Genomic DNA, 22,726 nt, shown 5'->3' with positions numbered 1-22,726 from the left:
GGAGCCTGAGCGGACTTTAATCCAAGCACACACCTCCTCGCCGTATTTATCGCTTTGAACGCCAAAGACCGCCGCATCCTGCACATCTTTATGGGTGTAAAGTTTCTCTTCAATCTCACGGGGATAAATATTCTCGCCGCCACGAATAATCATATCTTTAATGCGCCCCACAATTTGCACATAACCTTGCTCATCCATTTGGCCAATATCGCCCGAATGTAGCCAACCTTGACTGTCTATGGTTGCCGCCGTTTTCTCAGGATCATTCCAATAACACTGCATAATGCAATAACCACGACTACAGACTTCGCCGGGTTGATTAATTGGCAGCACTTCGCCAAATTCATCGACAATTTTCACTTCGGTATGGGGTAAAGCACGGCCAACGGTGAGAACGCGTTTCTCTACGGGTGAGTCGATTTCAGTAATGTGATTGAGCGGACTGCATTCTGTCTGACCATAACCAATCAGTACTTCCTTCATATACATCAGGTTTTGTACACGTCGCATCACTTCTTCAGGACAAGTTGCCCCCGCCATCACACCGGTACGTAAGGAACTCAAATCAAAACGAGCAAACTCTGGGTGTTCCAACTCGGCAATAAACATGGTCGGTACGCCATGCAAAGCAGTGCAACGCTCTTGCTCAATCACTTGCAATGTCGTCAGTGGATCGAAGGATTCACCAGGGAACACAGCAGCTGCGCCTTTGGCTAAGCAGACTAAACTGCCAAGTACCATGCCAAAACAATGGTATAAAGGCACTGGAATACAGAGTTTATCGTGGCAGGTAAACTTCATCGCCTCAGCGACTAAATAGCCATTATTCAATATGTTATGATGTGATAAGGTCGCGCCTTTCGGGCTGCCCGTCGTGCCAGAGGTAAACTGGATATTAATCGCATCGTATGGGCTTAATTCCTTAGCAATACTCTTGAGCATTATCCTGTCAGCGGCGGTCACATCAACGGTCAAGTCATCAAAATTCAACATACCGACGGATTTCTCTGCGCCCATACGGATCACAAATTCAAGCTCAGGTACGGCTTTAGCTTGTAATTTACCCGCTGGGCAAGAAGTTAGCTCAGGCGCCAATTCATATAGCATCTCAAGATAATTGCTGGATTTAAACTTATCAGCACAAATTACCGCGCGACAACCCACGTTACTCAGCGCGTATTGCAACTCTTCAGGACGATACGCAGGATTAATACACACCATGATGGCGCCAATTTTAGCGGTCGCATATTGGGTTAAACACCACTCGATATTATTAGGCGACCAAATCCCTACCCTATCACCAGACTTAATGCCGAGTTTTAATAGTCCTGTGGCGAGCGCATCGATTTGGGCAAGATATTGGCGGTAATTCCAGCGGATATGTTGATGGTGTACGACGACAGCTAATTGGTCGGGATACGTTGCCGCAATCTCATCAAGATATTGACCTATGGTCTTCTCAACGAGTTTCGGTGATGACTCGCCTCTAAACTCGCTAACGTTGAGCGGGCTTATAACTTGGCTTGTAGGAACTGACATTAAGGCCTCCGTGCATTTATTATTATGGTTAGCGAGGTCCAAACTAACCAATCCACGGATCATGTCACAAGTAAAAAAGCACTTTATTAGACTAAAGAGTAAGACAAACTATTAGATAACAATCCATTAAAGCCCAGTGCTAACGGCTGATAAACTCAAAATGAGCACTCGACTTAGGCACATTTAAGCTTTGTAACCGCTCAACAATGGCCAGTAACACCCCTTGGCGACGCATATTTTCTAACACGCCGGGGCTAAAAACCTCGAGTCGCGTCATGGCGGTTAGCAGCAACTTACATTGTGCGATGCTCGCATCACGAATGTAGGCAGGTTTATCGACTAAGTAACTGTTGTTATACCAATAGTCCCAAGTGAAATTAGCCAATAACCAACCTTGCGTTGTCAGGTCATTAATAAATTCCAGCATTCGCTCATGACTTAAGATCACATCACCCGCCGTAAAATCCTTAAGATATTTAGTGTATAAGCCACAATCGGATGTCATTGTTGAAGTCCCCATAACACACCTCACAGGTTTTGGTTGCCTCTGCTGCCACAACTTGTACGACACCAGTCACAAACCGAGATCGAATTTGACGCTTTGCCTTAGAAACGAGAATTTGCATAAGGCATACCAAATAAGATTACTGTCAACAGGCTAAGCCACGTTATCTGAACGGAAACTTAATCAAACTCACAATATTTGATATGGGTGACGAACTGGGGTATTCGACAAAATTCAGATAAACTCAGCGGTATTGAAGCGCTTAACGGCAACTATGAGTAAAGGAAACAAGATGAACTACTGGCTTATGAAATCGGAACCCGACGAATTCAGCATAGATGATCTTAAGGCTTGCCCTAACCAAACCGAAGCTTGGCATGGGATCCGTAACTATCAGGCGCGTAACTTTATGCGCGATGAGATGCAGATTGGCGATCAGGTATTTTTTTACCATTCAAGCTGCAAAGTACCCGGTATTGTCGGTATCGCTGAAGTTGTGACAAATGCGTATCCCGACAGCACAGCCTTCGATCCCGAATCGAAGTATTTCGACCCTAAGTCAGATCCAACCAAACCAAGATGGCTGCGAGTGGATATCCGCTTTGTCGAAAAATTTAACGAGATTATTCCCTTAAGTTTGATAAAAAGTTTACCCCAACTGGCGGACATGTATTTAGTCTCTAAGGGGTCAAGACTCAGTATCCAACCTGTGACCGCCGAACAATGGCAAGCCGTACTTATGTTAACCCGCTAGAAAGCACTCTTGAGCTAGAACGTTCAGCTATAGTTCATTTCGCATCGCCTATTGTTGGCCACATCCAGCATTGGACACAACATCAACTCAATGCCCCTTAGGAGTACAGATGAATAAATTGACCTCAGTGGTAATCACAGGACTTGTCCTCAGCTTAACGATGTCCATCTCAACCTTTGCTAAAGATGACCATGAGCACCACAAAAAGGATAAAAGCCTACCGCCGGGATTACAGAAAAAAATTGACCAAGGTCAGCCACTGCCACCCGGTTGGCAGAAAAAACTCCACCGTGGTGATGTGCTTGAGCATGATATTTATGATCGCGGCCGCATCGTAGTACCCTTAGACAGAGATGGCATCATTAGCATTCAAGTCGAAGGTGCACTAATCAAACTCGATAATAACAGCCGTAAAATCCTCGATATCGTCAATATCATTACCGATTAACTTCCCATGGCAAAATGGCATTTATAACTGACACATTTACAACTGCGCCCAGCGCTTATCTGGGCGTAGTTGTACTTCTTAATACTGCTTTCATCTATCAAAAAACGTTGTCTGTAAGACAATTTATCACCCCAGTCCTCATTCAATAACGTTCTAACTTACAATAAAGCAACATATTGATATTTATCATATCTTTACTATCTGGCTATTGGTCGTAAATTGGCTAAATGCTAGACTCATGCAGGGTGAAAAGATATCGAACAGAACAAGATAAGTGTCACCTAAAAATACTCATGCGGCTAAGGCAAAATCTTAATTGAATTCATAGCATCCCGATAATGACCGTAGACTAACGCTGGATTTTTGATAATGGAAAACACCTCACTTCAACGGGTTAAGCAGGCAATTATTGCGGGGTTCTGGGCATCACTCGCCAGTATTTCTGTGGGGTTTCTATTTAAACTCTGGCTAGCACAATGGGTTGCCAAAGCCGATCTAGCGCTCTATCACACAGTGATCGACATTATCTCACTGTCGCTAATCCTAATGACGGGATTTCGCTCCTCTATGGTGGTGACCTACTCCCAGACCAAGCAAGATGTGGATATCACCAATATATTCCGCTACAGCTTGATCGCTATGGTACTACTGACATGGGGCTTAGTTTTACCCTATATCAAACACAAACTTCAGCTCAATGTAGAATATTTTCAATTGGTTGGGATTATTCTGAGTATGGGGCTCAAGGTCTATTTTACCAATCAAATTGCCATGTACCGGCTATATGCCATCTCCAATAGAGTCACTTGGTTAGAGCCGCTCGCGCAAGTGACTAGCTTTTTATTATGTTTCTATGGCTTAAAACAAACCGCCATTGCATCACTCTTTTACAGCATGACACTGTCATCGCTCATTGTTGCCTTATATATGTACTTAAAACGGCGCAAAGATATTGCCACTCCGCCCTTAAGTGCGGTGCATTTTGATACTGGTTTACGCAGTTTTATGAAAAAAAGCCTGACGGCGTCCATGGAAGCGGGGGCCAGTATCTTGATGATTTACATCACCGTACTGCTGACTATTGCCTATTTCAGCATAGATGAACTGGGTGATTTCCAAGTGGTGGTGCGGCCGATGATCACTTACCTCACCCTGCTTTTTGTCTTTCCCATCTACCGGTTTGTGCTGCCCGAAGTCGCAGTGTGCGTACGAGAAAAACGCTTTGACGAAGTGCAACAAATTAAGTCATGGCTGACGAAAGTTTCTTTGTGGATCAGCGGTATTTTTTTTGTCGTTATGGTCTTTGCGAGCAAGCCGTTAGTCGCTTGGTTATTCCCCGAGCAATACATTAAAGCGGCCCCAGTATTAATGCATTTCTCCATGTTTTTTATATTTATGATGCTCAATGGCTACCAGCTAGCTTATATCAAAGCTCATGGCTACTTTACTCAAAGCCTACTTATTCGCCTTGCTGGTATCGCAGTACTGGTCGTTACTTTCTACGCTTACCGCCTGTATACGGAGAATGTCGTCGCGGTGATTTTAGCCTTAGGCACAGGCTATTTGATGATGTATTTTATTTCAAAAATCATAGAGAGAAATATTAAAAATAAATAGCAAATATAAAATAATTTAAAAAAACTTTCATTAAACCCACAGCAACATTAATCATTCATTGCTAATAATACTTTATAATGAATTAACCTGGTAAGCCCGCAAATAATACTTTCTAACGATTGATATATGATAATTATAAAATAAACAAAAAAAGCAAACAAAATAACCAAATAAGAAACACTCAGTTACAATTAATATCTCGCGAAAAAACAAATAAAATCATAAAAAAACAATAACCTTTATAATCAACAAATTAAATACCTCCAACCTAAAAACAGTCTATCAAAAAACAATTACATGTTACAAATAACGAATCAAGATGTTTGATTAGTGTAAAATAATTAACAAAATTGTTCATCTCACCTTAAATTATTGTCACCAAAACCAACCTAAAAACGCCTACTGTTTGACAATCTCGCAACTTGGAAATAAATATGTGGTTGGAGTTGTTAAGTGCAGCTTCAATTTACAACCATAAATTTAACCAATAAAAAATATAAAGGAGAAATGTATGAACTCTTTGTCACTAACGGCAAAAGCGGTTCGCTACGGTATATTTGCCGCAGCAAGTCTAACAGCTTCCACTTTTGTTCATGCCCAAACTGAAGAACCAACTGAAACATTTGAACGTATTGAAGTTACGGGCTCAAAAATTAAGCGTATTGGTGAACTCACGCCTACACCTGTGACAGTTATATCAGGTGATGGGTTAATTGACGCAGGTGTCGTTAACGTTGCTGATTTGCTGCATAAGATGCCCAACACACTAGTAGGACTATCACCTGAAACAACCAATAATACTGTATTTGCTAGCGGATTAAATAATACAGACTTAAGAGGACTAGGCTCTGACCGTACACTCGTTCTTGTTAATGGTCGTCGATTTGTTGCAGGAGCACCTGGTTCAGGTTCTGTAGATCTTAACAATATACCAACAGCTATGGTTGAACGAATTGAAATCACAACTGGTGGTGCATCAGCAGTATATGGCTCAGATGCTATCGCGGGTGTTGTGAACATTATTACGAAAAAAAGCTTTGATGGCATTTCGGTTGACGTTTCGACTACACAGCCAACAGAAGATGGTGGTGAAGAAAAATATGCTTCAATAACATTTGGTTCAGAAGTAGGTAAAGCTAATTTTGTTACTAACCTTAGTTGGGCTCGTCAGGGGCAATTATCCTTTATGGATAGAGAGTTCCTACGTGAAGCTCCAATTGTTGTACGTAATCAAAATGCAACAGGTCCAGATGACCCACAGTCTGTTGTATGGGGTTATGGTCAACAAGTATTAGCTTCCTATAGTAAAACAGGGACATTTGTTTCAAATGGTACTCGATATTCATTTGATGAAAATGGCAATGTTAGACCAATGCAATTAGGACAAGCTTTACCTCCGCTGACTTCTGGTCGTGTCGATTATCTCGGCGGAGAAGGTTATAACTTCGCAGAAAACTCTTTCATCAAAACGCCATTAGATCGCATTAACTTTTTCTCTGTCATGAGCTATGACATTAATGACGATCATAAAATGACCATGGAGGCGACGCTTAGTAAAACAGATGCCTATGGCGAAAGCTCCCCAGCTTTCCTAAGTTTGAAAGTGCATGATGATAATGGGTTTCTCTCCCCTGAAGCAGCAGCACTTATCGCTGCTGAAGAAGCTAGGCTTGTTAATGCAGGCAAAGCAGAACCAGGAGATGGTATTTCTCTAGGATACCTTGCATCGGACTTTGGTAATCGAAAATATAGCCAAGAACGAACGACTGCCCGTATAGCACTTGGCTTTGAGGGAGCACTTTCTGAAAATTGGTCTTATGACACTTATGCTACCGTTGGACATGTTCAAGCTGATACAGAATGGTATGGTGAAATGTTCGAGCAACGCTTCTATGACGCTGTTGATACAATAAAAAATGATAAAGGGGAAGTAGTCTGTCGTAGTGAAAGTGCTCGAAATAATGGATGCCTTCCACTCAATATATTTGGGCGCGGAATCTACGATAAAAACGCCTATGATTGGGTAAGTACTGACGCAATTCGACGATCATCTATCACTCAATCAGCTCTCGGAGCATCCGTAAGTGGTGATCTATTTGAATTGCCAGCAGGTTTTATATCGAGTGCATTCTCTCTCGAGTATAGAAAAGAACAGGCAGACACTTTACCAGATCCAGCTATGCGAGAGGGCTTACTGTTCAACAACCAATCTCAGCCACTTAAAGGTGAGTTTGATGTAACGGAAACTTCTGCAGAATTGTCAATTCCATTACTAAGTGACATTACATTAGTACAAGATTTAACACTGGAAACAGCTTTCCGTTATATGGATTACTCGACATCTGGTTCTGATACTGCTTGGAAAGTAGGCTTAAACTGGGCTGTCTTCGACGATTTGAGAGTTAGATTAAACCGTTCGAAATCTGTTAGAGCTCCCAATATAGGTGACTTGTATAGCCCACCAGGACAAACATTCAGATCTATAAAGGATTATTGCGCTTCTAGCTACCGCAACCAAATAAATCCTGAATATCTAGACAATGTCTTGGCAAACTGTGCGGCACAAGGTATTCCTACCGATTTCGAACCATCTCAAGAGTGGTATGGTTCGACTCGTCCTGGATTTATAGTAGGGAACGAAGACTTACAAAACGAAGTTGCCGATGACATAACTATCGGTTTTGTCTATACCCCAAGTTATATTGAAAACCTAAGTTTCACTGTTGATTACTGGAAATTTGACATGGAAAATGTCATTAACAGTTTTGATGGCCCAGATGTTGTAAAGTATTGCTACCAATCAAGCACTCTAGACAACCCATTCTGTCCATTGCTTGAACGTGATCCTGATACGCATGAGATCACCAATTACTATGAAAAACCAGTTAACTCTGCGACCAGCATTACTTCTGGTGTAGATATTGAAGCTAACTATAAGTTTGAAAGTAGCTTTGGTGACTGGGGTGTCCGCCTCTTCAGTACTTATCTAGAAGAACGTTCATTTAATTCAACAGGTTTTGCTGAAGATGAAATAAAAGAAACAGGTGAACAAGAGCGGCCACGTTGGCGTCATCGTTTTACGACGGATTACACCTACGGAGATTTCTCTGCAGTACTAACTGCGAACTATCGTAGTAATACAGTTTTAAGTAACGATTGGTCACCAAATCAAAACAACTATAATGATATTCCATCATATATTACATTTGATTTAACCAGTCGCTATAACATCACTGATGCATTACAAGTTCGTGCGGGCATACTCAACATGTTTGATGAAACCCCACCTCGTCAACCGAGTGTATATAACCAAGGTGCTTACTATGACATTCTGGGACAACGTATCACTGTAGGCGTTAACTATAAGTTCTAACCAACGTTACTTAAGCTAATTTAAAATCTCCCATTTGAAGTGACATATCATCAATCTCGATATGTCACTTTTTTTACTTTTACATAAAGGCACTCCATTAAAAATGTTGTGTTAGCGCCCATCGAGCATGCGACCAAGACCTCCGAGTACAGAGCCTTCACCGCGATCACTGCCACCCGCTGATGGGGCATGGGCGATAATGCGATCCGCCATACGTGAGAATGGCAAGCTTTGTAGCCAAACCGTCCCGTGGCCTTTGAGTGTGGCTAAAAACAAACCTTCACCGCCAAAGACCATAGACTTTAATGAGCCTGCACGCTCTATGTCGTAATCAATCCCTGAGGTAAATGCAACAAGACAACCGGTGTCAACTCTTAAGGTTTCACCTTTTAGTTCTTTTTTCACTAAGGTGCCGCCCGCATGGATAAACGCCATACCATCGCCCTGTAGACTTTGCAGAATAAACCCTTCACCACCGAAAAATCCGGTACCTAAGCGGCGATTAAATTTCATCGTCACGCGTGTACCTAAAGCCGCAGCCAAAAAACTGTCTTTCTGACAGATAAGCTCACCGCCATGTTCGGCCAAGTCGATCGCTAGGATAGTGCCTGGATAAGGGGCAGCAAAGGCGACTTTACGTTTTTGGTTGCCTTGGTTGGTAAAGTGAGTCATAAAAATGCTCTCACCCGTCAATGCCCGTTTACCCGCGCCCACCAACTTGCCAAAAAAGCCTGACTCAGGCTCAGAGCCATCGCCCATTTTGGCCTCAAAGCTAATATCTTGCTCTAGGTAATTCATCGCGCCCGCTTCAGCGACCACGGTTTCGTTGGGATCGAGTTCCACTTCAACCAACTGCATACTGTGGCCGATAATTTCATAATCCACTTCATGACAACGTCTAGACATACTGTTCCCCTTAACTGTCAGTTCCTTGTTACTATCCTTTAGATTGACCCCGATGGACGACTCTTTACCTATCGCGGCTCAATTTCACTCTTCATCTCGACCCTAATCTAGATCTAAGCTCAATCTGAATTTAGGCCTTATTTTAACTCTCAATCTAAACCTTAATCTGACCTAGGCATTAATCTATGACATAAAATGTCAAAATGCGATTATTTTATGCGGTAACTTGTATCAAAAGATGACAAGCGAAGACTTATCAACCCAAACCCACACCATTAAACTGCTCAGCCTTAGCAAACTCCTCTAATATCAACTCGGTAAAAAGTTGTCCCGCACGGCCTAACGGACGCTCTAAGGTCGAGACGAGCTGTGGAATAAACGTAAAACGACTGCCACCGACGAAGTCGATTTCAACTAATTCGCCCTTAGCTAACTCTTCTTGCACTAAAAAGTCCGGCAACCAGCCAAAACCTAAGCCTTTTAACAAGGCGTTCTTTTTCATGATAAAACCAGAAAGATAAAACACTTTATCACCGCCAAATTGCATTTCATCGCGATAACTTTTATTGGGTGAAGAGTCTTCGATAGTCAATTCCACGTGTTGCTGCAGTTCGGACAAACTAATTTCGCGAATAAAAGATAAAGGATGTGAAGCACTGGCCACCAGCACGCTAGTAATTGCAGGCAAAGGTTGCGGATGATAGTAGGGGCCTGTGCGATAATCTTTCACTAACATCAAGTCGGCATTATCCCGCTCAAATCTGTGTTGTACACCGCCTAAAAATTCCATATTGAGCTGAATTTTAGTGGGGATTTGATGCTCAGCCATACGCTTTAAAGCCGTCATAATTGGCTCCATCGGCAAGGCTCCATCTATCACTAGCTCTAACTTTGGCTCCCAGCCTTCACTGAAACGACTGGCAAGATGTTCAATGTTTGCAAGGTGTTGCAGTAATCTTTGTCCCTCGGCCAAAATCACGCGGCCCTCTTGCGTCAGCTCAGCACGATATTGCTCACGGCTAAAAAGCGGCACGCCTAAGTGCTCTTCTAACTTTTTAACTTGATAACTCACCGCCGATTGCGCTTTGTGTAATCGCTCCGCCGCCTTGGCAAAACTGCCCTCTTCCACCAGCACTTGCAGCACATTAAAAGCATCAATATCGATGCGCATGGTCACTCCTTGGCTCTAATGAACATGTCACGGAAACACTACGATTCGTAAAGATTAGAATACCATCTAATTTTTAGATTGAGATAACGGATTTATTATTCTTTTTTTTGTTCATTCAAGCAACTAAATTGATAACAAGATCACATAACCATAACGACAAGCGAAGTAGAGCAATCTCACGCCGCTGTAAAAACCAAGGATCCTCCATGCCATTTTATGTGAAACAAGGCCAGATTCCCCATAAGCGCCATATCGCATTTGAAAAGGAAAACGGCGAGCTTTACCGTGAAGAACTGTTCTCAACCCATGGTTTTTCCAATATTTATTCCAATAAATATCACCACAACATGCCAACCAAAGCATTAGAAGTGGCGCCCTACAGCCTAGGCCATGGTGCCAATTGGGAAGATTCGCTGGTCCAAAACTATAAACTCGATTCCCGCGACGCCGACCGTGAAGGTAATTTCTTCAGCGCCCGTAACAAGATTTTTTATAACAATGACTTAGCACTTTATACCGCCAAAGTCACCGCCGATACCGACGAGTTTTACCGTAACGCCTATGCCGATGAAGTGGTTTTTGTCCACGAAGGCGAAGGCACACTCTACAGCGAGTACGGCACGATTAAGATCCAAAAGTGGGACTATCTCGTGATCCCACGCGGTACCACTTATCAACTAAAATTCAACGATTACAGCAATGTGCGACTTTTCGTTATCGAGTCATTCTCTATGGTGGAAGTGCCTAAGCATTTCCGTAACGAGTATGGTCAGCTATTAGAATCGGCACCTTACTGCGAGCGCGATTTACGCGTACCTACATTGCAAGATGCTGTGGTTGAGCGCGGTGCCTTCCCCTTAGTGTGTAAGTTTGGCGATAAGTACCAACTCACCACACTTGAATGGCATCCCTTTGATTTAGTGGGTTGGGATGGCTGCGTTTATCCTTGGGCATTCAACATCACAGAATACGCACCAAAGGTAGGCAAAATCCATCTACCTCCTTCTGATCACTTAGTCTTTACCGCCCATAACTTTGTGATTTGTAACTTCGTACCGCGCCCCTACGATTTCCACCCTAAATCGATTCCGGCGCCTTATTACCACAACAACATAGATAGCGACGAAGTCTTGTATTACGTCGATGGCGACTTTATGAGCCGCACGGGCATTGAAGCGGGTTACATGACCTTACATCAAAAAGGCGTGGCCCACGGACCACAACCGGGCCGCACAGAAGCCTCGATTGGCAAAAAAGAAACCTATGAATATGCAGTGATGGTGGACACGTTCGCCCCACTGAAATTAACCGAACATGTACAAAATTGCATGAGCAAAGACTACAACCGCTCTTGGCTAGAAGACTAGCCCCAAGCCACCAGCACTCCCATGCGGGAGTCATTAGAGTGACGGCGTGTTGCACTAAAATAACGAGGAAAACATCATGGCAAGCGAACTAAATCCACTGGGCTTATTAGGTATCGAATTCACTGAATTCGCCAGCCCTGATACTGATTTTATGCACAAAGTCTTTATCGACTTTGGTTTTTCTCTGCTGAAAAAAGCCAAGAACAAAGACATCCTATACTACAAACAGAATGACATTAATTTTCTGCTCAACACTGAGCGCGAAGGTTTCTCAGCTAAGTTTGCTAAATCCCACGGCCCAGCCATTTGTTCTATGGGCTGGCGTGTAGAAGATGCCGGCTTTGCCTATCGAGTTGCCGTTGAACGTGGTGCAAAACCCGCCGATGATGCCAACAAAGATCTGCCTTATCCTGCGATTTACGGCATTGGCGACAGCTTAATTTATTTCATCGACACCTTTGGCGCAGGTAACAATATCTATGCCGCTGATTTTGAAGATTTAGACGAGCAAATTATCACCCAAGAGAAAGGCTTTATCGAGGTCGATCACTTAACCAACAACGTCTACAAAGGCACAATGGAACATTGGGCTAACTTCTATAAAAACATTTTTGGTTTTACTGAAGTGCGCTACTTTGACATCAGCGGCGTACAAACCGCGCTAGTGTCCTACGCCCTGCGCTCACCCGATGGTAGCTTCTGTATCCCGATTAACGAAGGTAAAGGCAGCGATAAAAACCAAATTGATGAATATCTGAAGGAATACAATGGCCCAGGTGTGCAACATTTAGCCTTTAGAAGCCGCGATATCGTAAAATCTCTGGATGCGATGGAAGGCAGCTCAATCCAATGCTTAGACATCATCCCTGAATACTACGACACCATTTTCGACAAGTTGCCTCAAGTGACTGAGAATCGTGAGCGCATCAAACATCACCAAATTTTGGTGGATGGTGATGATACAGGCTATTTATTGCAAATATTTACTAAAAACCTGTTTGGACCGATTTTCATCGAAATCATCCAACGTAAGAATAACTTAGGTTTTGGTGAAGGCAACTTTACGGCCCTGTTTGAATCAATTGAACGGGACCAAATGCGCCGCGGCGTACTGTAAGTATTCATCCTGCTAATAAAAAACGGTACGCACTGCGTACCGTTTTTCTTTCTACGAATATCTACATCGCCATCTAAATCACCATCAGCTTTGACACCAATCACTCGGCTTTAACTTTCCTGCGCTAGTCCACATCGATAGATTTGATAACCTTACAAGGGTTCCCCGCCGCCACACAGTTCGCGGGAATGCTCTTATTCACGACACTACCAGCACCAATGACACAATTATCGCCAATGGTAACACCGGGTAACACAGAGACGTTTCCGCCTAGCCAGACATTATTGCCGATTTGAATTGGCGCGCCGTATTCCGTCGTTTGCCGCGCGATAGGATTAATAGGATGCGTTGCGGTAGAAATCATCACATGGGGACCAAACATCACATTATCGCCAATCGAGACGGAGCAAACATCTAATATGGTTAGATTATGATTGGCGTAAAATTGTTTACCAATATGGATGTTATAGCCGTAATCGCAAAAGAAATTAGGCTCAATATGGGCACAGTGTTGAATATCAAGCAGGCCACAAAGATGCTCCATTCGGGCATCAAGTAAAGTCGGTTCGGCCAGATTAAACTGATGACAAATGGATTTCGCCCGCATCCGCTCAGCCAATAACTCATCATCCCAAGCCTTATAGGGCTGGCCCGCCAACATTTTTTGTTTCTCAGTCATCGTATTGCCAACATTCAGTCCATGATGACCTAACCCTAACAATCGATTGATGAAAGTTCAAGAACTGCCTTATATGCTATTGAATGAACGACCCATCTTGCTGACAGAACATTTAGCTAACAGCCAATGTGAGTCACATTCAAGCATTCAATCTCAATCGAGACAAAGGTGATTACCTTTGTTCGTCATCACAATAGAGTTCTGCAAATAAATACACTAGACACAAACTGTTCAGCGGCATGACAGGATTTGTCCAAATCATCCGGCTGTGACGCCCTGCTTCACCGAAGATTTCAAGCAATAAATCCGAAGCCCCATCGAGTGCTTTAGGATGTTCAAAGCAAGATTGATGCACATTTAGCACCCCTTCCAAGCGGTAAATTTGTTTTATCCGCGAAAGCTCACCGCAAGCCTGTTTCAATTGGGCAATGGCATTTAGGGTCGCAAGACGACAGGCAGCGTAGCCTTCGCTCACAGTATGATCTGCGCCCTATTGTCCTTGATACTGAAGCTCGCCCTCTAAATAGGGAAACTGACCCGAGGTCATTAACTGACTGCCAACAATTGAATAGGGTTCGTAATTCCCAAGAGCCGCAGCAACCTCAGGTAGTTCAAGCCCTGCCGCTACTAGCCGCGATTCAGGTGTGATCATCATAATGTCACCTCCTGAGATGAGGCATTCGCAGGATTAAGCAGCGGGGCTAACCAGGTCGTCAAATGCTGAGGATTGACTGTCAGCCAGTTCGCAGCGGCCTCATCTTCCGTCATTCCTTGTCGATTAACCGCATAATCGAGTTCTGCAACCATTTGATTCGATAATACTATGTTATCAAGTACCTGAATTTGTGCGGGCGAGAAATTAACCACTAACTCGCGTTCACGGGCGAGCAATACCGCTTTATCTTTTCCCCCGAGTAAACCTTTAGGGTCCTGAAGATCGCGAATACCGTATTGATGGTGTAAAAATTGTGGATGCCACAAAGGAACGATCACCCACTCGTTTACCGCTACGGCAGACTCAAAAGCCGCGACACAGTCGGCTTGAGTGCCTGTTCTAAATTGATAACCTGCCGCCGTTAATCCATATTGCGTCATGATATTTTTAGAAAATCGCGTGATCCCCGCCCCCTCACCAATCCCTTGAATGATGGGCCGCATACGTTGCTGCACGTCAGGTTTGAGTAAATCCTCAATGCTCGACACTTGCTCAGCAGGCACATAATCGGGTACGCCCCAGAGCGCATAGGGCTCATAATGTAGCCCGAGTTGCCGCGTAGCAACTCGCTCTTCGACACCTTGTCGATAAATCCCATGGCTATGGGGCAGCCATGCTGAACACAGCATATCCACTTTGCCTTCACCTAGCTGCTCAAAATTAGCCTCGTGCAATGCATAGCTTCGTTGCACCTCTTTGCCCATAATCCCTATCACATGGGCCACCACAGCGGCGGTGACTCGATGAAAACTTAAGTCCGTCACTCCCATGCGAATCATCGGCTTACCCTGTGAGCTCTCCATATTTGTACTCTTATTCAATGAATTCATACCTATCGCACCTCGAGGAAATAATGCCAATGATGCCAAACTGCCCAATCCCAACGTTTGCAATAATTGCCTTCTGAAGACATTAATCTCCGCCATGTTCAGGCTCCTTGGTGTCTAAAATAGTGAGCCTATCCATCACAATCCCTACGATGGCGTTATCCTTTGCATAGGGGAATATCATCTCTACTTTGATGCCATTCGGATCTTCAAGGAACAACTGATGTTCACCAATCTCAGGCACAATTCGTTCCTGAAAAATCATCCTCTGCTGGCATAAATGCTGCTGCATCTGGTGTAAATCCGTGCCACGAAACGACAAATGGTCAACACGTCCCGAGCCATAAATATTTCTGCTTTCCCCTAAGTAGGCATCTAGTGCCTGATCGCCCGCTTCCACTAAATGCAAAATGGGCTTATTTGAGGCATAGAGCCAATGTCCAGGAAAACCAAACTGTGGTCGCCAACCTAATTTCAATCCAAGGATGACTTGATAAAACAGCAGCGTTTCAACCAGTTTGGGGGTTCTGATGGTAAAGTGATCCAATCCGATTATGTTCATATTGTCATCCTCTGGATGTCGTGACTCAGTGACTCGGTATAACCAAGTGCGAATCCAAACCGTTTTAATCCGCAAAAATCGTGTGAATAAATTCAGTTCAGATAAGCACTTGACGTAAGGTTATAAGATTAATGGTTAAGGTTAATTACCACGAACGCCCGCAGCCAACGGCTTAAAACGGAAAATATAATAAGGTGGACTGTTTTCAGCTTTGCCATTATTTAATGGTGCCGATAACGGTAATTGCGCAGCCCCAGAGTACAAGTAACCTTGCTTGCCATAACTCACACCGTCGGGCCAAACCATACGTTCATCATGGACATAAGTGCGATACTGGCGAGAATCTGCAGGGATCACACCAATGGCCCGCTCTCCCACTTCTGTTAGATACAAATTATTCGCTTCATCAATACTTAAGCCACCGTTGTCGGGCTTATCGGCATAAGCCTCCACTTTGGCAGAGAGTGCCGCAGGCGTTAACGAAGGATTGATGAGATCTGTCATCCGCACACGGTAAACTTTGTCTTTATTCATCGGGGCAAAGTAGAGCCATGTTTGGGTTTTATCTAAAGCAATGCCATCGGCACCCACATAGACTTCAATCTGCTTTCTACCTTTTGAGTCCTTATCGATAATCAGTGGCCGCTGTAAGTCTGGCATCACACTGTTATCACCCTGTAATAGGCGTCGACTTTTCCCTGTATTTAAGTCCACAACCAGCAGCGCAGCCTTTTCACCAATGGGACCCGTGCCAATCCCCTCATCAGCAATCACAATCGCTTGATGTCGAGATGAGATAACAAAGTCATTATGTTGTGACTCAGGAAGAGAGACTGGCGCGGGCAAATGAATAATGCGATCTAATTGATTTTTCTTGGTATCCCATGCCACTAATTTAGGCTCAATACGTGGCGCCTGCTGGCCAGAGTCTAATAGCCAAACTCTGTCTTGATCGTCGGTTCGCAGCCCCAACACCCAATTAAGGCAAGTGTCAGGTTCTTTCGCTTTGCCCTGCGGATCATGGCATTGCTGCCAATCCGAATTAGGAAATGGCTTAGTACTACCATCCGCTAAAAGCTCTGCCACCTTAATGTTAGGTTGATAGAAAGGGTGATAACTGAAAATCAATCGTTCATCTGATGTGAAAGTAATACCGCCCACAGCCCCATCAAGTTCGGCAAAGACTTCCATTTTTGCCAGCGGCTCAGTCTGTGTCGCCCATGAGTGAGAACACAACAAACTGGTTGCCAGTAGAGTAAAAGCCTTTGATAACATTGGGTATGTAATGCGCGTAGATAATATGGTCATCTTCATTCCTCCTAACGTGGGCCAGCTAAAAGCGTTAAACTTGCTTCGCCTAATCTATGCTGCCAAAGATAGAATCCCACCAAAGCGGGTGTTGATCCCTTGTCTATCGGCAACTGCGCCACATCCAAAGCATGCACTGTCCATACATAACTGTGTTCACGTCCCTCTGGTGGACAAGGTCCAAAGAATCCAGGTTTACCTAAATCGGTATTAGCTTCAATGGCACCACTGGGTAGCGCTCCGCCATTCACACCACCTGCGAGAGTCGACACCTGTGCCGGAATGTCATACACAACACGGTGCCAAAAACCACTGCCAGTAGGCGCATCTTTGTCATATAAAGTGACAGCAAAGCTCTTGGTACCGGCAGGTACATTTTGCCAAGTTAAACGCGGCGCAATATTTTCGCCCGAACAACCAAATTGATTCCAATAATACTCAGGAGGGAACCTTGAATTATCAGCTAAATTACTTTCGAGACTAAACGCAGAGGCACTGTCGTCAGCCATAACGTAATTAATACTGGCGGCCAAAGCGACAGTCACCAAGAGAGTATTTTTAAAAGAGGAGAAATAAGGCGATTTCATAATGTGCTGAACCCATTTTTGAACTGTCCTAGAACAGTCATTAACCATTGATTTGAGAATGTGGGTTAGCATATCAATCAAATTATGATTGATAAGGCGCATTTGGTTGATATGAGTTTCAAAAAATATTGGATAATCTCAACATGCTTCTCAGTTATTTTTAGGTTATGGTACTTTCAGCAAAAATAATGCAAAAAAGTAACAGCCAAACGACTAAGATATGTTCTTAACACAATAATATAACGAGGTTTCGCTATGATTAAAGCGGCTTATCAACCTTGGTTTCCCTTGAACAGAAACCTAAAGCCACACCCGAACCTGAGTTGCAGATTAGACCATTTATCTTTAACCATACTGTGGCAGGAACTTGATAACGATACATTCACGATGGAATTGTATTTCCCAACGATATCAGGAATACAAGTAATTGATGAGTCAAGTTATCAAACCTTCTTAGATAACATAAGTAATAACCTTAGCGATATTCAACATGATGATAAAAGCAATACGCCATTCCCTATTGATTCAGATTTAAATATCACGAATCAATCCAATGCCGATTATTTTTCTTTACCTTGGCCAATATGGAAGTCGGTAAAAAATGCACGCCGTCCTTATTATGGTGAATTAGGCGAACATATTTACCAAGACCTATACAATTATTATATGGTGGGCGCCGATAGTGTCTACTTGATCGATACTGATGTAGAACCTACAGTCAATGTCTTATCTTGTTAACTATGAGGTTAATCACTGTTAACCGAACAACTGCAGAATTAATCACAATGGGGTTAGTGAGCATATTGTTAATAATAACCACAGTATGCTTTTTGCGTGAAATATCACCAGCCAACACAACCGATTACATTTAAAGAGAGCAAGTTCAAAATAAGCAGATTGGCTAAATCCGCCGTTTTCATTACACTATCGGCCTTCTCATCTTCACCCAAGAATGACCAAACCATGCCTGATTTTGCCTTACTCGCTGTGTTTATCCCGACTTTTTTCTTTGTTTCTATCACGCCGGGCATGTGCATGACACTCGCCATGACCTTGGGCATGAGCATAGGTGTGCGCCGCACCCTGTGGATGATGTTGGGTGAACTGGTTGGGGTGGCGTTAGTGGCGACAGCCGCCGTGATGGGCGTAGCCAGTATCATGCTCAACTATCCCGAAGTCTTTCAAATTTTTAAATGGATCGGCGGGATTTATTTAGGCTATATCGGCGTACAGATGTGGCGCGCGCGCGGCAAGATGGCCATATTAAGTGATGATGACACTAACCCCAGAGCCAGCAATTTTACCTTGATCTCTCAAGGCTTTATTACCGCCATTGCCAATCCTAAAGGTTGGGCATTTATGGTGTCGCTATTGCCCCCTTTTATCAATGCCGAGCGCGACGTCGCGCCGCAGCTCCTCGCCTTACTGAGCATTATCATGGTGACCGAATTTACCTCTATGCTCGCCTACGCCAGTGGTGGCAAAAGCCTGCGCATCTTCTTGAGCCGTGGTGATAATATTCGCTGGTTAAACCGCATTGCAGGCAGCCTAATGATAGGCGTAGGAGTTTGGTTAGCCATGAGCTAACGATTTCAACTAACCGCTTAAATGTAACCCGTTCTACCTAAAATGAGCCCAATAAAGTCCCGTTAACTCGGTCTTTATGAAGGCGCTTTTTTGTAGGGCAACACATCCTGCATCTGCGCCATATATTGCTGCATTTGCAGTGTTTCTTGCTCAACAAAGTCGGCAATCGCCGCCTTAAATCCCAAATGGGCGATGTTATGGTAGGAATACATTGCTACGGGTTCAAAGCCACGCAGCACCTTATGTTCCCCCTGTGCGCCCGCATCAAACACTTGAAACTCATGTTCAATACAATATTGAATACCTTGGTAATAACAGGCCTCAAAATGTAAACCGTCGAGCTCAACCGTCGTCCCCCAATAACGACCATATAAGCATTTCTGCCCTCGGGTATTCTCACCTTTTAAATATAAGGCACCAGCGACCATCTCGCCCTTTGCATCTTCAACCACCAAGAGTAGGACTTGCGCAGCGAGTTGTGCCCCCAACTGCTGAAAAAAGGTTGGCGTTAAATAGCCGCGATGACCGGAGCGTTTAAGGTAAGTTAATTGATAACATTGGATAAAAGTCTGCCATTGCGAAGCGGTAATCTGCTCCCCTTCGACAAACTGAAACTTAAGATTAAAAGGCTGTAACTGCGCCCGCTCCTTCAAGATATTTTTACGCTTACGGGAACTAAAGCCCGCCAGAAAATCATTAAAATCCCGATAACTGCGATTATGCCAATGGAACTGAGTGCCTAAGCGTTTTAACAGCGAATTGGGCAAACTTTCAAATAACGGCGTTTGTGTTGGGGTAACAAACAGGCTGTGCCATGAAGAAATCGGGCTGTCGCCCTGCTCTGGCTCATTAAGAATAGCTTCCTTAAGTACGAGATTATCCTGCGCTGATATTAGTCGGCGATTCAATGTCATCAGCAGTAATGCCGCCACGCGCAGTTGCTCGGCGCGCTCTACTGCGGGATGAATGCCCATCCGTTGACCTTGCACTGGGGTAAAAGGGATCGCATTCACCCATTTGGGATAGTAATCGAGCCCATGGCGCTCATAGGCTTCGGCCCACGCCCAATCGAACACATACTCACCGTAGGAGTGGGATTTTTGGTACAAGGGCATGACGGCAATAAGTGGGAACTGATTGAAGTGCTTAGCCGTTTGCACACTGATAAACCCTCCTTCAGCCAAAGGCAACAAGCTTTTATCCTTACTGGCGACATCATTTAATGTGTCACCCGCATCGAACACGCATAAATGTCGAGGCGTCCAACCGGTTGCTGTGCAGGCGGAGCGGCTTTGCTCAAGTGCCAACAGAAACTCATGGCGGCAAAATGGATTCGCCTCACCCATGGCGGCATTCCACGCACTGGCCGAAATATCCGACATTGAGCTCGCAAAAGCCAAAATAAGCTGTCTCATTGGGTAAATTATCGTCCTTTACTGGTGTGAACAAGTATACGAGGTTGCAATTAAGCCTAATTCTCGGCACATTGCATAGCCATAATTAAAATAAATTCAGGATTGAGTATGCGTCCAACAAGACCTTTTAGACCTCTTATTCTCGCCATTGCGATGGCGCTTCCCCTACTATCATCTCCCTGTCTGCTTGCCGATGAATCGCCAATTTTCAGCCAGATGGCCACCGCACAACCTGTGTGGGCTAAGCATGGCATGGTCGCAAGCCAAGAAGCTCTCGCCAGTCGCACCGGCGTTGAGATCCTAAAGCAAGGCGGCAATGCGGTTGACGCCGCCGTGGCTGTCGCCTTCAGTTTGGCTGTCACCTTACCCCGTGCTGGCAATATCGGCGGCGGTGGTTTTATGCTGGTGCATATTGCCAAAGAAAACAAAACCATCGCTATCGATTACCGTGAAATGGCACCGTCTAAAGCCAAGAAAAACATTTTCCTCGACGAAAATGGCGACGCAGTTGAAAAACTAAGCCGCGAACACGGCCTTGCCGTGGGTGTGCCAGGTACTGTGATGGGCATGAGCTTAGCCCTTGAAAAATATGGCACTATGACTCTCGCCCAAGTTACGGCACCCGCGATTAAAATGGCGCAGGAAGGCATCAGCATCACCCCAGATCTTGCCCAATCCCTTGCAGGCCTAAAACGCCGCATGACCCAATGGCCAACCACGGCAGCTATCTTCTACAAAGCCGACGGCAGTGACTATCAAGTGGATGATATTCTTAAACAACCTGAACTTGCCCATTCGTTAAGTCTTATCGCAGAAAAAGGCACCAAAGGATTCTACGAAGGTGAAACCGCCACTAAGCTCATCAATGCGGTGAAAGATGCTGGCGGCATTATGACCTTAGACGACCTTAAAAATTATAAGGTTGTGGAACGTGAACCCGTGCGCGGTGAATACCGCGGTTACGAGGTTGTGTCTATGCCACCGCCATCATCGGGCGGCGTGCACATCATCGAAATGCTCAACGTATTGCAGCAATTCCCGATAGACAAACTCGGCCACAATACCGCCCAGACGATTCATCTGATGGCGGAAACCATGAAGTACGCCTATAGCGATCGCAGCGAATACTTAGGCGATCCCGACTTTTATAAGGTGCCAGTCAAAGCCTTAACCAGTAAGGACTACGCCCAAAAAATCGCCAGCCAAATTGCAATGAATAAGGCAACACCGAGCGCTGAAATCAAGCCCGGCAAACTCGCGCCCTATGAGAGCGATCAAACCACTCACTTCTCGGTAGTCGATAAATGGGGTAACGCAGTTTCAAATACTTACACCTTAAACTTCAGCTATGGCTCAGGTTTAGTGGCGAAGGGAACAGGGATTCTGCTCAATAACGAGATGGATGATTTCTCTGCCAAACCCGGCGTGCCAAACGGCTACGGTTTAGTTGGCGGTGATGCCAATGCGGTCGAAGGCAATAAGCGCCCACTCAGTTCAATGAGCCCAACAATAGTGATGAAGGATGGCAAACCCTTCCTCGTCACTGGCAGTCCAGGTGGTTCGCGCATTATCACCACCACACTGCAGATCATCATGAATGTTATTGATCATGGATTAAATATCGCGGAAGCCAGTAATGCGGCGCGGGTTCATCATCAATGGCAACCCGATGAATTGCGAGTCGAGTCCAGCTTTAATCGCGATACCATTTCCCTGCTCGAAGCCAAAGGCCACAAAGTGAAAGTACAATCCGCTATGGGCAGTACGCAATCAATCATGGTGACCGAACAAGGGATTTTTGGCGCGTCTGATCCACGCCACTCGGGTAGCGAAGCTATCGGCTACTAGCATCCCCATGATGCCGATTTTAGTGTAAAGGGATGAGTTAATGAGATAAGTGGAAAAGAAGAGATGACCTATTCGATCTAGGTCATAAACCCTGAGTAAAGCTTGTACTTTCACTCAACGAATACAAACTTGCAATCAAAAAGCCCTGCTATACATCACTGTATAAGAAGGGCTTTTTATTGTGTGGAAAAGTTATTGTGCTAATTTGCATTGTTTTTTACTTTAGTGACGCTGCAACTGAATCATGAAATATCATACTAAACACCACTCATTTCAAGACAAAACATGTAGGTGAATTGTACTGAGTGGCCAGTTATTTCTATCGTTGGGACACTTGCGTTGGCTGGTATCCACTCATATAGGCTTGCCATGGCATTCACTCATCGACGCGCAGCCAGTCC

The 22,726-nt window shown here is 44.4% G+C and carries 19 protein-coding genes and 1 pseudogene; 9 read left to right on the top strand and 11 right to left on the bottom strand.

The annotated features are described in order from the left end of the window. On the bottom strand, positions 1-1,539 hold a 1,539-nt coding region (locus ACHA99_RS13580), incomplete at its 3' end, for an AMP-binding protein (protein WP_393943273.1). A 139-nt stretch (positions 1,540-1,678) separates the two neighbouring features. Then, positions 1,679-2,059, bottom strand: a complete 381-nt coding sequence (locus ACHA99_RS13575; RefSeq protein ID WP_168827411.1) for a DUF6508 domain-containing protein — start codon at positions 2,057-2,059, stop codon at positions 1,679-1,681. Positions 2,060-2,336: 277 nt separating this feature from the next. Between ACHA99_RS13575 and ACHA99_RS13570 the strand changes: the two genes are divergently transcribed. The 4 genes from ACHA99_RS13570 to ACHA99_RS13555 all read left to right on the top strand — a co-directional run bounded on the left by ACHA99_RS13570 (position 2,337) and on the right by ACHA99_RS13555 (position 8,236). Then, complete coding sequence (locus ACHA99_RS13570) at positions 2,337-2,798, top strand: EVE domain-containing protein (RefSeq protein ID WP_131525022.1); 462 nt, start codon at positions 2,337-2,339, stop codon at positions 2,796-2,798. Between the two features lie 109 nt (positions 2,799-2,907). Further along, entirely contained in the window at positions 2,908-3,246 is a 339-nt protein-coding gene (locus ACHA99_RS13565) for a hypothetical protein (RefSeq protein ID WP_105252185.1), read from the top strand. Positions 3,247-3,615: 369 nt separating this feature from the next. Then, positions 3,616-4,863 (top strand): hypothetical protein, encoded by a 1,248-nt coding sequence (locus tag ACHA99_RS13560; protein WP_263142490.1) that lies wholly within the window; start codon positions 3,616-3,618, stop codon positions 4,861-4,863. Between the two features lie 511 nt (positions 4,864-5,374). Next, complete coding sequence (locus ACHA99_RS13555) at positions 5,375-8,236, top strand: TonB-dependent receptor plug domain-containing protein (RefSeq protein ID WP_393943270.1); 2,862 nt, start codon at positions 5,375-5,377, stop codon at positions 8,234-8,236. 111 nt (positions 8,237-8,347) lie between these two features. On the opposite strand, the gene ACHA99_RS13550 is transcribed toward ACHA99_RS13555, so the two are convergent. Further along, positions 8,348-9,142, bottom strand: a complete 795-nt coding sequence (locus ACHA99_RS13550; protein WP_113940919.1) for a TIGR00266 family protein — start codon at positions 9,140-9,142, stop codon at positions 8,348-8,350. Positions 9,143-9,398: 256 nt separating this feature from the next. Then, positions 9,399-10,313, bottom strand: coding sequence for a LysR family transcriptional regulator (locus tag ACHA99_RS13545; protein ID WP_028759592.1), 915 nt, complete (start codon positions 10,311-10,313; stop codon positions 9,399-9,401). Between the two features lie 206 nt (positions 10,314-10,519). Here ACHA99_RS13545 and ACHA99_RS13540 point away from each other — a divergent pair, with 206 nt between their 5' ends. Continuing rightward, a complete protein-coding gene (locus tag ACHA99_RS13540) occupies positions 10,520-11,680 on the top strand; it encodes a homogentisate 1,2-dioxygenase (protein WP_263203033.1) in 1,161 nt (386 codons plus the stop codon). 76 nt (positions 11,681-11,756) lie between these two features. Further along, the gene (hppD, locus tag ACHA99_RS13535) at positions 11,757-12,797 is read left to right on the top strand and encodes a 4-hydroxyphenylpyruvate dioxygenase (protein ID WP_113940921.1); all 1,041 of its coding nucleotides are present in this window, start codon (positions 11,757-11,759) and stop codon (positions 12,795-12,797) included. Positions 12,798-12,921: 124 nt separating this feature from the next. On the opposite strand, the gene ACHA99_RS13530 is transcribed toward hppD, so the two are convergent. The 6 genes and pseudogenes from ACHA99_RS13530 to ACHA99_RS13505 all read right to left on the bottom strand — a co-directional run bounded on the left by ACHA99_RS13530 (position 12,922) and on the right by ACHA99_RS13505 (position 17,475). Further along, positions 12,922-13,476 carry a sugar O-acetyltransferase gene (locus tag ACHA99_RS13530; protein WP_393943267.1) on the bottom strand — a complete coding sequence of 185 codons (555 nt, stop codon included), beginning with the start codon at positions 13,474-13,476 and terminating at the stop codon, positions 12,922-12,924. Between the two features lie 172 nt (positions 13,477-13,648). Then, positions 13,649-14,128 (bottom strand): annotated as a pseudogene (locus ACHA99_RS13525) (Atu1372/SO_1960 family protein). Continuing rightward, positions 14,128-15,117 carry a glycine betaine ABC transporter substrate-binding protein gene (locus ACHA99_RS13520; RefSeq protein WP_393943265.1) on the bottom strand — a complete coding sequence of 330 codons (990 nt, stop codon included), beginning with the start codon at positions 15,115-15,117 and terminating at the stop codon, positions 14,128-14,130. Before ACHA99_RS13520 ends, ACHA99_RS13525 begins: the two are co-directional and overlap by 1 nt. Next, positions 15,104-15,580 (bottom strand): VOC family protein, encoded by a 477-nt coding sequence (locus ACHA99_RS13515; protein ID WP_028759587.1) that lies wholly within the window; start codon positions 15,578-15,580, stop codon positions 15,104-15,106. Before ACHA99_RS13515 ends, ACHA99_RS13520 begins: the two co-directional genes overlap by 14 nt. A 141-nt stretch (positions 15,581-15,721) precedes the next feature. Beyond that, positions 15,722-16,888 (bottom strand): L-dopachrome tautomerase-related protein, encoded by a 1,167-nt coding sequence (locus tag ACHA99_RS13510; protein ID WP_393943263.1) that lies wholly within the window; start codon positions 16,886-16,888, stop codon positions 15,722-15,724. An 11-nt stretch (positions 16,889-16,899) separates the two neighbouring features. Beyond that, positions 16,900-17,475, bottom strand: a complete 576-nt coding sequence (locus ACHA99_RS13505) for a YbhB/YbcL family Raf kinase inhibitor-like protein (RefSeq protein ID WP_168827397.1) — start codon at positions 17,473-17,475, stop codon at positions 16,900-16,902. A 255-nt stretch (positions 17,476-17,730) separates the two neighbouring features. Here ACHA99_RS13505 and ACHA99_RS13500 point away from each other — a divergent pair, with 255 nt between their 5' ends. Beyond that, positions 17,731-18,213, top strand: a complete 483-nt coding sequence (locus tag ACHA99_RS13500) for a hypothetical protein (RefSeq protein ID WP_393943261.1) — start codon at positions 17,731-17,733, stop codon at positions 18,211-18,213. 225 nt (positions 18,214-18,438) lie between these two features. After that, a complete protein-coding gene (locus tag ACHA99_RS13495; RefSeq protein WP_219251667.1) occupies positions 18,439-19,062 on the top strand; it encodes a LysE family translocator in 624 nt (207 codons plus the stop codon). A 74-nt stretch (positions 19,063-19,136) separates the two neighbouring features. Here the strand turns inward: ACHA99_RS13495 and ACHA99_RS13490 are convergent, their stop codons facing one another. Next, on the bottom strand, positions 19,137-20,477 hold the full coding sequence (locus tag ACHA99_RS13490; protein ID WP_393943258.1) for a GNAT family N-acetyltransferase: 1,341 nt from the start codon (positions 20,475-20,477) through the stop codon (positions 19,137-19,139). A gap of 108 nt (positions 20,478-20,585) precedes the next feature. Here ACHA99_RS13490 and ggt point away from each other — a divergent pair, with 108 nt between their 5' ends. Continuing rightward, positions 20,586-22,325 (top strand): gamma-glutamyltransferase, encoded by a 1,740-nt coding sequence (gene ggt, locus ACHA99_RS13485; RefSeq protein WP_393943256.1) that lies wholly within the window; start codon positions 20,586-20,588, stop codon positions 22,323-22,325. Positions 22,326-22,726: the final 401 nt, after the last annotated feature.

Origin of the sequence: Shewanella sp. S23-S33 (assembly GCF_043359565.1) — a bacterium.
GTDB classification, from domain to species: Bacteria; Pseudomonadota; Gammaproteobacteria; order Enterobacterales; family Shewanellaceae; genus Shewanella; species Shewanella oncorhynchi.
The sequence above is the reverse complement of the archived record's forward strand: the minus strand, read 5'-3'. Positions and strand labels throughout refer to the sequence as shown.

Bases quoted from the DNA above. Each gene is read 5' to 3' on its own strand.
- ACHA99_RS13575 (WP_168827411.1), bottom strand. From the start codon at position 2,059: ATGGGGACTTCAACAATGACATCCGATTGTGGCTTATACACTAAATAT.
- ACHA99_RS13570 (WP_131525022.1), top strand. From the start codon at position 2,337: ATGAACTACTGGCTTATGAAATCGGAACCCGACGAATTCAGCATAGAT.
- ACHA99_RS13565 (WP_105252185.1), top strand. From the start codon at position 2,908: ATGAATAAATTGACCTCAGTGGTAATCACAGGACTTGTCCTCAGCTTA.
- ACHA99_RS13560 (WP_263142490.1), top strand. From the start codon at position 3,616: ATGGAAAACACCTCACTTCAACGGGTTAAGCAGGCAATTATTGCGGGG.
- ACHA99_RS13555 (WP_393943270.1), top strand. From the start codon at position 5,375: ATGAACTCTTTGTCACTAACGGCAAAAGCGGTTCGCTACGGTATATTT.
- ACHA99_RS13550 (WP_113940919.1), bottom strand. From the start codon at position 9,142: ATGTCTAGACGTTGTCATGAAGTGGATTATGAAATTATCGGCCACAGT.
- ACHA99_RS13545 (WP_028759592.1), bottom strand. From the start codon at position 10,313: ATGCGCATCGATATTGATGCTTTTAATGTGCTGCAAGTGCTGGTGGAA.
- ACHA99_RS13540 (WP_263203033.1), top strand. From the start codon at position 10,520: ATGCCATTTTATGTGAAACAAGGCCAGATTCCCCATAAGCGCCATATC.
- hppD (WP_113940921.1), top strand. From the start codon at position 11,757: ATGGCAAGCGAACTAAATCCACTGGGCTTATTAGGTATCGAATTCACT.
- ACHA99_RS13530 (WP_393943267.1), bottom strand. From the start codon at position 13,476: ATGACTGAGAAACAAAAAATGTTGGCGGGCCAGCCCTATAAGGCTTGG.
- ACHA99_RS13520 (WP_393943265.1), bottom strand. From the start codon at position 15,117: ATGGCGGAGATTAATGTCTTCAGAAGGCAATTATTGCAAACGTTGGGA.
- ACHA99_RS13515 (WP_028759587.1), bottom strand. From the start codon at position 15,580: ATGAACATAATCGGATTGGATCACTTTACCATCAGAACCCCCAAACTG.
- ACHA99_RS13510 (WP_393943263.1), bottom strand. From the start codon at position 16,888: ATGACCATATTATCTACGCGCATTACATACCCAATGTTATCAAAGGCT.
- ACHA99_RS13505 (WP_168827397.1), bottom strand. From the start codon at position 17,475: ATGAAATCGCCTTATTTCTCCTCTTTTAAAAATACTCTCTTGGTGACT.
- ACHA99_RS13500 (WP_393943261.1), top strand. From the start codon at position 17,731: ATGATTAAAGCGGCTTATCAACCTTGGTTTCCCTTGAACAGAAACCTA.
- ACHA99_RS13495 (WP_219251667.1), top strand. From the start codon at position 18,439: ATGCCTGATTTTGCCTTACTCGCTGTGTTTATCCCGACTTTTTTCTTT.
- ACHA99_RS13490 (WP_393943258.1), bottom strand. From the start codon at position 20,477: ATGAGACAGCTTATTTTGGCTTTTGCGAGCTCAATGTCGGATATTTCG.
- ggt (WP_393943256.1), top strand. From the start codon at position 20,586: ATGCGTCCAACAAGACCTTTTAGACCTCTTATTCTCGCCATTGCGATG.